Origin of the sequence: Thermaerobacter sp. PB12/4term (assembly GCF_003403315.2) — a bacterium.
In the GTDB taxonomy this organism is placed as follows: domain Bacteria; phylum Bacillota; class Sulfobacillia; order Thermaerobacterales; family Thermaerobacteraceae; genus Thermaerobacter.
In genome coordinates this window covers 1,433,081-1,446,168 of the sequence record NZ_CP048407.1, presented here as the reverse complement: position 1 = coordinate 1,446,168, position 13,088 = coordinate 1,433,081, and the positions used below count along the sequence as shown (strand labels likewise).

Below are 13,088 nucleotides of genomic sequence, written 5' to 3'. Positions count from 1 at the left end.
CTTTCAGGAACGGCCCCGGCGGAAGGGAGAGGGTAACATGCGGGGCTTCTGGCAGGAGCTCGGCCCGATGCTGGGCGGCCTGGGGGCCGCGGCCAGGGACGGCCTGGAGGCGGCCTGGCAGGCGCTGGTGGTGGCGGGGGACTGGGGCTTTTGGCTGCTGCTCGGGGTGTTTCTGGGGTCGACCTACCTGGTGTGGGGGCTTCTCCAGGCATGGGACGGCTGGCGGGGGGCCCGGGTGGCGCGGAGACTGGAAGCCGTACACCGCCACAGCCGGCAGCGGGGCCTCCGCCTGGCACCCATGCTGGCCATGGAGGATGTCGCCCCGGCGGCCCGGGAAGCCCGATCGTGGCGGCAGCAGCTGGTGGAGCGGGCCGAAGCCCGCCTGCGGGGCACCCGCTGGCTGGACGGCGTGCAGCGGAAGTTGAACCGTGCCCGGCTGCGCTGGCGGGCTGTCGAGTTCGTGGCCCTGCAGGCGGGTGCCGGCCTGGCCGGGGGGCTCCTGGGCCTGGCCATGGGAGGCCGGTGGCCGCTGGCCCTAGCGGCGACCGTCGCGGGCATCCTTCTGCCCGACGCCTACCTGGCCCGGCGTTACCAGCAGCGCCTGCGCGCCTTCGATGGCCAGTTGCCCGACGCCCTGACCTTGATAGCCAATGCCCTCAAGTCGGGTTACTCCTTTCTTCAAGCCGCCGACGTGGTGGCTCGGGAGATGCCGCCGCCCATCGCGGACGAGTTTGCCTGGCTGGTCAAGGAGACCCGGGTCAACATCCCCCTGGAGGACGCCCTGGCCAACCTGCTGGACCGGGTGCCCAGCGCCGACCTGGACCTGGTGGTCACGGCGGTCCTGATCCAGAAGCAGGTGGGCGGCAACCTGGCAGGGGTCCTGGAGCGGACGGCCGAGACCATCCGGGAGCGGGTCCGCCTGCAGGGGCAGATCCGCACCCTGACGGCCCAGGGCCGGCTGTCGGGCTGGATCGTTGGTGCCTTGCCGGTGGCCCTGCTGGTACTGCTCAGTGCCATGAACCCGGCTTACTTGCAGCCGCTCCTGGCCACCCCGCTGGGCTGGACCTTGCTGGGGGCCGGGGTGGTGATGGAGGCCGCGGGCGTGCTGGTGATCCGGGCCCTGATTCGGGTCGACGTCTGACGCCCGTGGGAGGCGGAGGGGGGATCGGCGTGGCAGGCGGATGGAGCGGGCTGGCGGCCCATGGCTGGGTGGAGCCGGTGCTCCTCTGGCTTGTCTTCATGATCGTGGCCCTGACGACCCTGGCCCTGCTGGCTCCCTCGGAAGCGGAGCACATCGCCCGGAAGCGGCTCCGGGATCTGCGCCTGCGGGGTGTACCACCCGACCAGGCCGAGCAGGAGGAACTGGCCCGGCCCTTCAGCCAGCGAGTCCTCCGGCCGGCCTGGGAGCGGATGGTCGAAGCGGCCGAGCGGTGGACGCCCCAGGGGGTGGCCGCCCGCTGGGAACGCCTGCTGGCTGCGGCCGGCCGGCCCCTGGGGCTGGGGACCCTGGCTTGCCTCAAGGCGGCCGGGGCCGCGGCCGGCCTGGTGCCAGGGTGGGTCGCCGGGGGATGGCTGGCCGCAGGGACCTCGGGGGCCGGCGCGGCCGGAGCGGCCTTCCAGCCGGTCGTGGCGGTGCTGGGAGCCGCCACGGGCTGGATCCTCCCGGACGCCGCCCTCAAGGCCCGGGCCAACCGCCGCAAGCGGCAGCTGGCCCGGGCCCTGCCCGACGTGATGGATCTTCTCAGCGTCGCCGTCGAGGCAGGCCTTGGCCTCGACGGCGCGGTACAGAAGGTGACGGAAAAGTTTCCCGCACCGGTGAGCACGGAGTTTCGCCAGTACCTCAAGGAACTGCGGCTCGGGGTGAGCCGGGAGGAGGCCCTGCGCTCGCTGGCCGACCGGGCAGAGCTGCCGGAGTTGCGCAGCTTTGCCGCCGCCGTCATCCAGGCGGACCGCCTGGGCGTAAGCCTGGCCCGCGTGCTGCGGGTCCAGGCGGAACAGCTCCGCTTCCAGCGCAAGCAACGGGCGGAAGAACAGGCGATGAAGACGCCCATCAAGATGCTACTGCCGCTGGTCCTGTTCATCTTTCCCACGCTGTTCATCGTGCTGTTGGGCCCGGCCTTGATCCAGATCCTGAGTGCCTTCGCACGCTAGGACCCCCGGGGCGGTCACCGTCCCCGGGGCGCGCTCCGGAGGCCCCGGGGCGGGGATGCGGGCTTTCCGGGGGAAATCCTGCAGGCCCGCCGCCCCGGGTTTCGGCCCTCAGTGGGACAGATGGAAGACGGGCTCGCCCCGAGGGGTGCCGCCGACCTCAAGGGGCAGGGTCGTCCGGGCCGTGGCGCTGCCGCGGTGGGCCTCGAGCCCCAGTCCCAGGATGGTCCCGGGCGGTACTCCCGCCGGTACGGTCCAGCGGATGATCCAGCGCCCTGGGCCGTCCGGTTCGAGTTCCATGGGGCGAACCTCCCCAGGCGCGTCCAGGACGACCCGGGTGGCGCCGGCCGGTGTTTCGGCGCGGACGGTGACCGCGGACCCCGGGGCCGCGGGGTTGGGTTCCGCCCAACCCCGGATCCAGAGAGTGGGCAAAACCTGGACGTAGAGGGTTTGCTGCCGGTGGACCGGCGGAAAGGCAGCCCGGACCACCAGCGGGTAGGTTCCAGGGTGCAGGGCCGCGGGGACCGTCCAGGCCGCCTCCCACCGGCCGGGCGCCACAGGGATCATGGGCCGGGCCCCGGTGCCCGGCGGCTCCAGGGCGACCTGCTGGACGGGACCTTCGGTGAGGGCCGTGACGCGAACGGGCTCGCCGGGTTCCACCACCACGGGAGAGGCCGTGGCGGCCAGGCGGTGGTAGACCAGTTGTACGGGCTCGACGGCAGATAGGAAGCGAGCTCCCTGGCGGGCGGTCAGAACGCCGCGCAGAAGGTAGAGTCCGGCCGGCAAGGGCCGTCCCTGCTCGTCGTGCCCGTCCCACGACCAGCGGGCCGGGAGGCGGGTGCCCGTCCAGCGATAGCGCACCGTCCCGTGGACATCCAGCAGCTCAACCTGCCAGGACACCTGGTTCCGGTTGAGGAGGGCCTGGGCTTCGAGGGTGGTCTGCTCATCCTGGCCGTCGCCGTCGGGCGAAAAGACGGGCGGCTCGGCTCCTACCCGCATCAGCGCGGACTTGTAGATGAGCGTTGCGCCCTCGGCCCGGGTCAAAGGGCGGTCGGGGCGCAGGTAACCATCGCCGTAACCCACCATGATGGCCAGGTCGAGGGCGGCCGCTACGGCCCGCCGCAATTCCGGCCGGACCCGCTGGGCATCGACGTACCGTCCCAGCAAACCCTGCAACCGGTCCTCCGGAAGGCTGTCGGCGTACCAGCCCAGGTCCAGGGCATGAACCAGCATGGCCGCGGCTTCATCCCGGCGGATCCCTTCGGCCGGGCGAAAGCGCCCGCCAGGTTCATTGGAGAAGATGCCGGCTCGGCCACCGGCCTGAATCCAGGGAAAGGCCTCGAGGCCGCCGCCTGCCACGTACTCCGGCGGTACATCCCGGTAGACGGGCGGACCCTGGGGGTCGGGGGCCAGGCCCATGACCTTCGCCAGGAGTACGGCAAACTGGGCCCGCTCCATGAAGGCGTTGGGCAGGAAAAGCCACTGCCAGCGTCCGAGGGCATCTTCCCGCGGGTAGCCGTCGGTGACCCCTTCCTCCCACAGCACGCGGACCTCGTCCTCGGCCCAGTGCCCCTTGAGGTCCGCGTACCACGGATCGGCCGCCTCGGCCGGGAGGGCCAGCGACAACAGAAAAAGGAAAAGAACGAGTAGATGGTGGCACCGGGGCCGGCGGCGCGGGCTGCCGGGCGAACCAGCCCCGGTGCACCGGCGGGCAGCGAGCGCCCCTCCTTCCGGCAAAACGATCCTTGTCGCGACGGCGACCGCCGCCGTGCCAGGCCTGCCCGCCGTCACGCGCCTGTCCGCTCTCTCGCCCCCCAGGCGTCTCCCGGTACCCCGATTGCCCGGCCCGTCCGGCACCGGCATGCCCGCATCACCTCCTGACGAAAGGAATCTACCACACTACGGTTGCGTTGGAAAGTATTTACTTATCAGGTTGGGACATGGTAGTTTGTGTCCAGATACGCCAATTAGTGGAAGGGGGGTGAGGGCGTGCCGCGAATGTCGTGGCGGGCTGCAGCCAGTCTTGGGGTGGCCCTTCTGGCCGGAACCACCGCCTACCTGATCTACCTGGACGCCACCGCATCCTTGCCTGTGGTGGTGGCTACCCGCCCGCTCCAGGCACCCCTCAAGGTGGAGGCGGACATGGTGTCCGTGGTGCCGTTGCCTGCCGCGGCGGTTCATCCCCGGGCCGTGGGGGATCCATCCCGCGTCATCGGCCACGTCCTGCGCCGGGACGTGGAGGCCGGCGAGCCGCTACTGGAGGCCGACGTGGTGGCGGGCGAAGGGGCAGGTCTTTCCGACTTTCTGGAAGAGCACCAGCAGGCCTTCTTCATCCCCACCCGGCTCGAACAGGGACTGGGCGGCGCCGTCGAACCCGGCGACCGGGTGGACGTGATCTTCGTCGGCGGGGAAGGTCCCGGCGCGGTGGCGCGCACCCTGCTGGAAAACCTCCCGGTGCTGCAGGTGCGGGATGAGGAAGGCCGGCGTTATGAGGACGGCCGTCCCCTGGGCGTGCTGGTGGGTGTCACCCCGGCCGAGGCAGAACGGCTTGCGTACGCCCTGACCTACGGGCGGGTCTATCTTGCCCTGGCTCCTGCCGGCGGCGCGGTAGGGGGCGGATCGGGCGTCACCTGGGACAACCTGTTCCTCTTCCCCGATGACCTCAAAGATGCAGGGCCCGCTGCGACACCGGCCACCGGGCCGGCGGCGGGCTCCCCGCCGGCTCCTCCCGCCCGTCCGGTTCAGCCAACCCCGGGTGCCGTTCCCCCGCCGGGTGCCGGGCCTGCCGAATCCCCGCCGTTGGAGTCCGGCGAGGACTCCGCCGAGGCCAGCGGCCCGGAACCTGCGATCCCCCTGGTGGACCCCCAGTGGATGGAGGAAGGAGCGGATGGGCCATGACGGGGAACAACGGCACCATTTTCTGGTACGGCATCGGCCTCCGGCCCGGCCAAATCGAGCGGCTGGCCCGCCACCCGGGCTGGGAACCTGCTGGCTTGGCCCGAGCTGCCGACACAGTGGCCGCCCCGCGGGAGCCGGTGGATGTATGGCTGCTGCAGGCGCCGGACCTGGCGGAAGCGTTGCGCTGTGGCCGGCTGGTCCGCAGCCGCCACCGGGAAGGTTCCCTGTGGCTCCTGCCCCCGCCGGAGGCGCCGGCCGACGTCTGGCAGGCGGCAGCCGCCGCCCTGCTGGGCAGCGAGCCGTCGGTCCGGGTCGTCACCTCGCTGGACCAGGCGCTGGCCGAACCCAGCCTCCTGGCCGGCATGACACCGGGCATCACCGGCCGGGGACCGGTACACCACCCCCAGGTGGCGGGCCGTGACGGGCACCCCTCAGGTCCAGCGCCTGGCGGTCCCGAGGCCACGTACAGGGTGCCCGCCGAGACAAGCCGTCCGGGGATCGGGACAACCCGGTTGGGCGGCCTGCCGGAGGGACGCACCGGAGAGGCGGCCACGCCCGGAAACCGCCGTTGGGTCGCGGAGCCGGCATCCGGACAGCGGCTCGCGGTGCCGGATTCCGGTCTGGCCGAACGGCCTGCCCGTCCGCCGGAGCCAGCTTCACCCGCCCGGAACCTGCCACCGGTTGAGGGCCCTCGGCAGGCGGATCATGCCGCCAGGGGTGCTGTCAGCAGCGAATCGCCAGCAGCCCGCCGGCCGCCTGCAGCCCCCGCGTCCCCGGACCCGGGCGCCGGGTCTCCCGCCGCCGGCCTTGCCGGAACGGCTTCCGGGGTGCTGGTCGCGGTGGCCGGTGCCAAGGGTGGCGCCGGCCGGACGTGGCTCGCCTGCGAGCTGGCGGTGGCCGCCGCAGCCCGTGGACTGCGGGCGGCCCTGATCGACGCTCACTGGACGGCGGCCGATGCGGCGGTGGTACTGGACCTGCCGGCCGGCCCAACCGTGCTCGACCTGCAGCCCTTGCTGGACGGCCCGGAAGAGGCGTGGCTGGACCAGTGGCTGGTTCACCCTCGATCCGGCCTGCGGGTCCTGGCCGCACCCCCCCGGCCGGACCTGGCGGGGCTGGTGGAACCCCAGACCCTGGTGCGGGTGATCCGGCGGGCGCTGGGATGTTTCGACCTGGTGGTGGTCGACACGCCGGCCGCTCCAGCCTGGCTGGAAGGCGCGGGCCTTCACGGCTGCCCGGGTTTGGGGATTCTGGTTACCACACCAGACGCGGCGGCCCTGCGCCGGACCCGCCTCTGGCTGGAGGAAGCGGCCCTGGCCGGGAGGGCCGATGGGACCTGGGGCGTGGTGGTCAACCGCTGGTCCGGTTCCCATGGATCCCGCCAGGCCACTGAAAGCTACCTGGGCGTACCCGTCACGGCCTGGATCCCGGACGACCCGCGAGGGGTTCAGCAGGCGGCGGCCGCAGGCCTCCCCCTCGTGCTGGCGGAGCCCGGCCACCCCGCGGCCCGGGGTGTGGGCACGCTCCTGGCCCAGCTGCTGGGGCAACCCCTTCCCGGACCCCGCCCCGGGAGGCTGGCCCGGCTGTGGCGGCGCTGGCGGGCGGGAAGCCGGCAGGCCGGGGATGTCACGGGGGAGGGGGTGACGGCTCATGCCGGCTGAACCGCAGTCGATCATCACCTGGGACGAAAGGCGGTTTCTCCAGCTGGTCGAAGCCGTTCGGGAGCGCCTGCTGCGGGAGCGCCCCCAGTTGCTGCGCGAACCGCCTGGGCCCGACCTGCGGCGGCGTCTCGAGGCGTTCATCACCCAGGTCCTGGCCCGGCCCGGGGGCCTGCCCGCATCCCTGGTGACGCCTGCCCTGGTGCGGGCCATCGCGGCCGAAATGGTGGGGCTGGGGCCCATTGACCGGCTACTGGATGACGACGGCGTAACGGAGATCATGGTCAACGGCCCGCATCGCATCTTCGTGGAGCGGGAGGGACGGATCGAACCTTTCGGCGGCCGCTTCCGTAACGCCGATCACCTGGTGGAGACCATCAACCGCATCGTCGCTCCCCTGGGGCGCCGGGTCGACCCCGCCCATCCTTTTGTTGACGCCCGCCTGCCATCGGGCGACCGCGTTCACGCCATCGTGCCGCCGCTGGCGGTCGACGGTCCGGTTCTCACCATTCGCCGTTTCCGGCGGGAGCGCCCCGCCCTTGAGGAACTGGTCCGGATGGGAACTCTGCCGGCCGCAGCGGCGCGATACCTGGCCGGTGCCGTGCGCAGCCGCCGCAACGTCCTGATCGCGGGAGCCACCAGCTCCGGCAAGACCACCACCCTCATCGCCCTGCTCCGGGCTGCGACCCACCCGCTGGAACGCATCATCGTACTGGAGGAAGCGGCCGAGATCGACCTGGGCCCGGACCGGCATGTGGTGCGCCTGGAGGCGCGGCCCCCGGGCCTGGATGGACACGGTGCCGTGCCCTTGCGCACCTTGCTGCGCAACGCACTGCGCATGCGGCCGGACCGGCTGGTGGTGGGGGAGGTCCGCGGCGAGGAGGCCGCCGATCTCATGCAGGCCCTCAACACGGGTCATCTGGGTTCGGTTTCGACCATCCACGCCAACAGCAGCCTGGACGCCCTGCGCCGCCTTGAGCAACTGGTGCTCATGGCGGGGGAGAACTGGCCGCCGGAACTGGTGCGGGAGCAGGTTTACCGGGCGATCCACCTGGTGGTCCATCAGGTGCGGCTGTCTTCGGGCCGGCGTGTGGTGGCCGAGATCGTCCGGGTTCGTCCTGAAGGAAGCGTCGAGCCCGTGCTGCCGGCCGCGCTCCCAGCCCGAGCCCGGGCGGTTCTGCCGCAATCAGGGGGTGTATCTGCCGAGGTTCGGCAGGAAGGAGGGGCATCGGGTGAGTCCCGTTCCGGTTAGCATGGGCGCCCTGGCCTGTGCCCTGTCGGTGGGGCTTGCAGCCTGGCTTGCCGCCGGGGCATGGCCCGAACTGCAGGATGCGGTCCGGCAACGGCGGAGCGGTGCCTTCCAGGCCTGGCGGGGCAAGCTGCACCGGCCCTGGCGGATCGTCCCCGGCCGGTTCACCGTCGCGAACCCGGCGCGGGGCCGCCCGTCGGGGAGCGGAACGGAGCGGGCCGCCGAGGCGCTGGAGGGATTGCTGGTGACGGTCATTGCCCACCTGCAAGCCGGCCGCCCTCTACGCCAGGCGTGGATTGAGGCGGCCCGGGAAGTGGCGGCCCCCGTGCTGGAACCGGCCAAGGGAGAATTCTTGGCGGCCCTGGGAGCAGGCCTGCCCCTGGAAGAGGCACTAGGGCTGTGGCACGGCCAGACGGGCCTGCGGGCCCTGCGCCGGTGCCAGGCCGTTGCCTCGGCGCACCGCCGTACCGGCGGCGACGTCACCGGTCCGACCCTGGCGGTCATTCAAAGCCTGCGCGAGCAGCGCCTGGCGTGGGCTGAAGTAGCGGCGCGGACGGCGGAAGCTCGCCTGTCCGCCCGCCTGCTGGCCCTCCTGCCGGTTGCGGTGGCGGCGTACGCGCTAGCCATGGACCCGGCCTTCCTGGGCCCGCTGTGGGAAGATCCGCTAGGCCGCGGGGGCCTGCTGTATGCCGTCGCATCATGGCTGGCCGGTCTCTACCTGCTGCGCCGGCTCACCGCTGCCCTGAACGGCGCGGGGGAGGAATGATCCCATGACCGGTTATCTTCTGGCTATCTTGTCCGCCCTGGCAGGCGGCACTTCCTCCTGGTGGCTCTCAGAGTGGGGAGCGGAAGCCCGGCAGCGGTGGCGCCGCGGCTTCAGGATGGGGCCCGGGAGGTGGCTGCCAGGCCCGGCCGCCCGGCCACTGGTGGCGCTGTGGGCGGAGCGTTGGCCTTGGCCTTCGCGCCCGCCGGCCGGCGCGGACCTGGTGCTGTTGCTTCGTCGCGCCGGGTGGCACCGCTGGGCCGGGGACGACCCGCTGGCCTGGGCCTGCCGCGCCCTGGGGGTGGCCGCCTGGTCGGGTGCCCTGGCGGGAGGGCTGGTGGCCCTCGGTGTGCTGGCGAGCGGCCGGTTCGGCCCGGCGGCCTGGCTCTTGCCGGCCGCGGGTTATCTGGCCGGCCGCCGGTGCCTGCTTGTCCTGCTGGCTGCGGCCGGCCGGAGGCGAGCCACCCGGGTTCGGGTGGGTTTGCCCGGGTGGCTGGAGGACATCGCCCTGGCCGCACGCGGCGGCCTCAGCCTGCGCCAGTCCATCGAGGTGGCGAACGACGTGGGGGAGGGGCCGCTGGTCGACGACGCCCGGGATGCCTTTGCCCGCATTCGCGCCGGACAGCCCCTGCGCCAGCCCCTGCTGGAACTGGCCCAGCTCTACCCCCATCCCGAGGTCACCGTAGCCCTGCGCACCCTGGTGGAGGCCGAGGTCCGTGGCCTTCCCTTGCCCCAAACCCTGGATGAGCACGTGCGCCTGATGCGGGCCCTCCTGGCCCGGCGCTGGCAGCGCCAGGCCGACAGCCTTCCGTTCTGGCTCACGGTGATCACCATGGGGCTGTTGTTGCCCCCGGTCCTGGTTGTGGTCCTGCTGCCCAACGTGATCCAGTTCCTGCGGCTCTACCACTAGCCTGAACCGTAGAGGTTGGTCACCCGGTCCTGCGGAGTCCGGCCGGACCAGCCAGGCCCCTGCCGGAGGGGGCAGCTCTTGGGTGTTACCACCGGTCACACACATCGCTATGGCGGGGACCCAAAGGGTTCTCCGGGGCGGGAAAGGGGGTGATGCGGGCCCAGCCCTCGACCGAATCCCCGGCCGCGGCCGGGTGGCCCCCGCGGCCGGATGGTGGGCGGGCTGTTGCGTGGCCACCGATCACCCTTGGACGGAGGAGGTAGGAACCGGTGGCATGGATGGCGATGCGAACCTTGCCGGCCTGGCTGGGCCGGATCCGGTGGTGGCGCAAGCCTGGGGTCCGCCGGGGCGGCCAGGAGGGTGCCGCTTCGGCCGAGTACGCCCTTCTGCTGGCCCTGGTGGTCATCGTGCTCATCACGGCCCTCACCGACCTGGGAGCTGCAATTCAGGCCCGCCTGGAGGGGATTACCGATGCCCTGACCGGGGCGGGCGGCTGACAACCCGACCGGGCCGGGTGGCCCACGATCGCGGGATCGTGCGGCGCCGGGCGGAACGGGGGGCCGCCGCTGCAGAGTTTGCCCTGGTGGCCGGCCTGCTGGCGCTGCTGGTGTTCGGCCTCTTCGACCTGACGGTCCTGCTCAACCGGCAAATCGTGCTGGTTCAGGCGGCGCGGGAGGGTGTCCGCCGCGCCATGGTGGAGGGTGGCGACACGCCGGAAGTGCGCGAGGTCATTGCCCGGCAGCTGCGGGCGGGCGGAATCGACCCCGCCGCCGTGGCTGTGGCCATCGAACCGCGGCGCCCGGCTTATGGCAGCCCCTTGACGGTCCGGCTGCAGCTGACGGTTCGTCCGGTCACGCCCGTCCTGCGCCGGTTCCTGCAGAGTGGTGTACCCCTGCAGGTCGAGATGGACGGGCGCAACGAGCGCATCCGGCCGCCGGGGACATGAACCCCGGGTCGCCCACCCGGCCCGAGGGGGCCCGGGCGGGACAGGCCCGGGGCGGCCGTCAGACCTCCGGGGAGGACCGCGGCGGCAGAAGAGGAGCGCCCCCAGCCGGTACGTCGTCCCGGCCGGTTCTTCGAACCGGCCGGGACCCACCGGCGGGCCGGAGACGTCTTGGGGCGACGGGTGCCAGGTAGAGCGGCGCTTCGTGCCGGCTGCAGGCCCGTGCCGCCGGCGGCCCGGCGACGAGGGCTGCGGGACGTGCCCCTTCGCCGGTGCCGGCCGGCCGGGAAGCGAGGGCTGAGGAGACCGGAAGAGGCCTCCCACGGGGGGATCGGCCATGGAACCACCTGGAGGGCGGTGCCGGACCACCGCCGGGCGGGACCCGCAGGGTGGGGCGGTGGGCGCGGCCTTCCTGCTCCTTTTGCCGGTGATTCTGGCTGCCCTTGGTCTGGTGTTGGACGGGAGCCGGCTGGTGCTGACCCGGGCCCACGCCCAGGCGGTGGCCGACTTCGCCAGCCTGGCTGGGGTGCAGGAGGTCGACGAAGAGGCCCTGGCCCGCGGCGAGCCGGCCTTGCGGGCGGGGGCAGCGGCGGCCACCGCGCGCCTCTGGGCGGAAAGCGGGTTGCGGCGGGCATTTGGAGAGGAAGTGGCTCGGCGGGCGGTGATCGAGGTGGTGGTTATCAACGGCTCGCCCTCCCAACCCCGCCGGCATCCCTGGTCGGGACGCAGGGTGGAGGAACCCACCGTGGGCGTGCGGCTGGTCGTTCCGGTGGCACTGGCCTGGCGTCCAGCGGCCGGTGCCGTGCGCCTCACGGTGGCGGCAGACGCCAGCGTGGCCCGGGCGCCTTGATCGTGAGGGCGGCGGCACGAGGTCTTTCAGTCCAGGCGGGAGGGCAGAGCCGGGCCGGGTAGAACCGGGCGAAAGGCAGCGGCATCCACGGGGCGGCACTCCCCGCCCCGCTGCCGCTGCGCTGCCGGTTCGCAGCGCCATCTTCCTTGGCCCCTGTGGCCAGGGCGGGCCCGTTCAATACCTTGCCATGACTGCCACGGCATGGTGACGATGGACTTGAATCGACCTCGACCGTCACAAGGCACAAATGGGAGGAACGAAACAGCCGAAACCGTCGAGACAGTAGCATTGGATTCCGGGTGATATGGGACCGGTTTGAGGGTCCTACGCGACGGGATGTCGTACGATGGGACATATGAACCCAGGGGGCCATTGTAAGGGAAACATTTGCAGAACGATCTATACACGGGAACGCCAGGACGACGGCCTCCCGACGCCTCGAGAAGCGCGGCCGGAAACCGTCACCACCGCGGGGACACGGTGGTAGCCTTCCCCAAAGGCCCGCATCATGGGAGTCCGGTGACCCGATGCACATGGCAGCCACAAAACGTGCCCTGATCCCGCCATCAAATCCCATTTGACCGCCGCGCCCATTTCCTGACCAGCAAGGCACCGCCCTTTCAGCCTGCGGGCGGGACGGCCCAGCGAAGGGCTCGTCCAGCCGTGTTCTGCCTTGCTGCGGCGGTCGTGCGGCAACCGGATGGGCAGGATTTGCACAGGACATGTATCCCGGCGTCGTGGGACATCGACGAAAATCCACTTTCCGGCCGTGTTGTGCCCCAGGTTCCGAAGATCGGATCCTTTGAACCAACGTAGGGGGACAGTCCGGAACTGAAGTGAGCCCGCCAAGTTCCCAGACTTCGTCATGGCCTTTTGCATGGGTGATGGCATACCCCTTGTTAACCTTGAAAGTCACGTATAATATACGCAGCGGGTCCAATATCCTTCAGGAGCGTGATGGTACGTGGCCATTGAATGGATCCGGAAGTCGGACGAGCGGGAAACCCGCAATGCGGGTGCGCTGGCTGTTCACATTCTTCCCAACGCGGTGAGCCTTTCGGCCAGCCTGCGGGAAGAACTCATGTCGGCTAACGGAAAGAAGCCCGGCGTCTATGTGCTGTTCGGCGTCAAGGGCCAGAAGCTGGCCCTGGTGAAGGCGCAGCCCGACGATCGGGATGCGTGGTACTTCAACCCCAAGACAGGACGCACCCACAACAAGAAGTTGCTTGCCCTGCTGGCGGAGAAGGGCTTCGGCCAGGGCCGCTACATTATGGAATGGAACAAGCGGGCCAAGTGCTATCTCTCCGTGGAGGCCCAGGCCATCACGCCCCGCCGGCGCCGCACCGCCCGGGCGAGCGCGTAACCGCGGGGACCTGGCCGGAACTCCGGAACCCTGGCGTGCCGGGCCCGGCAGGGCCCCGGCCGGCCAGCAGTGGCGCTTAGACCCCGGAGTTCAATCACCCGTCTACGTTGAACGTGGAGGACCGCTGCGGTGATGCTTGATGCTCGCTACCCGCCTCGCCGCGCGGTCCTCCATGCTCTCAAAACCGCGGGCGGGTGCGCGTCGCCCCGTTTCACCGGGTGGGCGGCTGGCGAGGATGGCACCTGGCGAGGCCTAGCGCCATGCCGCACCGGGGCGCCGCCGGCCTCCTCCGGCGGTGGTGGGGCGGCC

General features: G+C 71.6%; 12 protein-coding genes. 11 read left to right on the top strand and 1 reads right to left on the bottom strand.

Translation table 11 applies throughout. The features are described from left to right. The first annotated feature begins 37 nt into the window (after positions 1-37). The gene (locus DYI95_RS06010; protein WP_116901344.1) at positions 38-1,141 is read left to right on the top strand and encodes a type II secretion system F family protein; all 1,104 of its coding nucleotides are present in this window, start codon (positions 38-40) and stop codon (positions 1,139-1,141) included. Positions 1,142-1,170: 29 nt separating this feature from the next. Then, positions 1,171-2,151, top strand: coding sequence for a type II secretion system F family protein (locus DYI95_RS13055; RefSeq protein WP_116901345.1), 981 nt, complete (start codon positions 1,171-1,173; stop codon positions 2,149-2,151). 108 nt (positions 2,152-2,259) lie between these two features. Here DYI95_RS13055 and DYI95_RS06000 read toward each other — a convergent pair whose 3' ends face one another. Beyond that, complete coding sequence (locus DYI95_RS06000; RefSeq protein ID WP_116901346.1) at positions 2,260-4,011, bottom strand: S-layer homology domain-containing protein; 1,752 nt, start codon at positions 4,009-4,011, stop codon at positions 2,260-2,262. Positions 4,012-4,146: 135 nt separating this feature from the next. Between DYI95_RS06000 and cpaB the strand changes: the two genes are divergently transcribed. The 9 genes from cpaB to DYI95_RS05955 all read left to right on the top strand — a co-directional run bounded on the left by cpaB (position 4,147) and on the right by DYI95_RS05955 (position 12,779). Next, complete coding sequence (gene cpaB, locus DYI95_RS05995; protein ID WP_243149948.1) at positions 4,147-5,046, top strand: Flp pilus assembly protein CpaB; 900 nt, start codon at positions 4,147-4,149, stop codon at positions 5,044-5,046. Continuing rightward, a complete protein-coding gene (locus DYI95_RS05990) occupies positions 5,043-6,704 on the top strand; it encodes a hypothetical protein (RefSeq protein WP_116901348.1) in 1,662 nt (553 codons plus the stop codon). The genes cpaB and DYI95_RS05990 overlap by 4 nt, the downstream gene beginning before the upstream one ends. Continuing rightward, on the top strand, positions 6,694-7,953 hold the full coding sequence (locus DYI95_RS05985) for a CpaF family protein (RefSeq protein ID WP_116901349.1): 1,260 nt from the start codon (positions 6,694-6,696) through the stop codon (positions 7,951-7,953). Before DYI95_RS05990 ends, DYI95_RS05985 begins: the two co-directional genes overlap by 11 nt. After that, positions 7,934-8,716: a type II secretion system F family protein gene (locus DYI95_RS05980; RefSeq protein WP_116901350.1), complete on the top strand. Its 783-nt coding sequence runs from the start codon at positions 7,934-7,936 to the stop codon at positions 8,714-8,716. Before DYI95_RS05985 ends, DYI95_RS05980 begins: the two co-directional genes overlap by 20 nt. Positions 8,717-8,936: 220 nt before the next feature. Beyond that, positions 8,937-9,623, top strand: a complete 687-nt coding sequence (locus DYI95_RS05975; protein WP_243149647.1) for a type II secretion system F family protein — start codon at positions 8,937-8,939, stop codon at positions 9,621-9,623. Positions 9,624-9,901: 278 nt separating this feature from the next. Further along, positions 9,902-10,120: a Flp family type IVb pilin gene (locus DYI95_RS05970; RefSeq protein ID WP_243149947.1), complete on the top strand. Its 219-nt coding sequence runs from the start codon at positions 9,902-9,904 to the stop codon at positions 10,118-10,120. A gap of 17 nt (positions 10,121-10,137) precedes the next feature. After that, positions 10,138-10,569, top strand: a complete 432-nt coding sequence (locus DYI95_RS05965) for a TadE/TadG family type IV pilus assembly protein (RefSeq protein WP_116901353.1) — start codon at positions 10,138-10,140, stop codon at positions 10,567-10,569. A 334-nt stretch (positions 10,570-10,903) separates the two neighbouring features. Then, positions 10,904-11,416, top strand: coding sequence for a Tad domain-containing protein (locus DYI95_RS05960; protein WP_006904751.1), 513 nt, complete (start codon positions 10,904-10,906; stop codon positions 11,414-11,416). A 964-nt stretch (positions 11,417-12,380) separates the two neighbouring features. Then, the gene (locus DYI95_RS05955; RefSeq protein WP_116901354.1) at positions 12,381-12,779 is read left to right on the top strand and encodes a hypothetical protein; all 399 of its coding nucleotides are present in this window, start codon (positions 12,381-12,383) and stop codon (positions 12,777-12,779) included. The last annotated feature ends 309 nt before the right edge of the window (positions 12,780-13,088 follow it).

Excerpts from the sequence above, each read along its gene's own strand:
- cpaB (WP_243149948.1), top strand. The coding sequence starts at position 4,147 with ATGTCGTGGCGGGCTGCAGCCAGTCTTGGGGTGGCCCTTCTGGCCGGA.
- DYI95_RS06000 (WP_116901346.1), bottom strand. The coding sequence starts at position 4,011 with ATGCCGGTGCCGGACGGGCCGGGCAATCGGGGTACCGGGAGACGCCTG.
- DYI95_RS05970 (WP_243149947.1), top strand. The coding sequence starts at position 9,902 with ATGGCGATGCGAACCTTGCCGGCCTGGCTGGGCCGGATCCGGTGGTGG.
- DYI95_RS05990 (WP_116901348.1), top strand. The coding sequence starts at position 5,043 with ATGACGGGGAACAACGGCACCATTTTCTGGTACGGCATCGGCCTCCGG.
- DYI95_RS06010 (WP_116901344.1), top strand. The coding sequence starts at position 38 with ATGCGGGGCTTCTGGCAGGAGCTCGGCCCGATGCTGGGCGGCCTGGGG.
- DYI95_RS05960 (WP_006904751.1), top strand. The coding sequence starts at position 10,904 with ATGGAACCACCTGGAGGGCGGTGCCGGACCACCGCCGGGCGGGACCCG.
- DYI95_RS05985 (WP_116901349.1), top strand. The coding sequence starts at position 6,694 with ATGCCGGCTGAACCGCAGTCGATCATCACCTGGGACGAAAGGCGGTTT.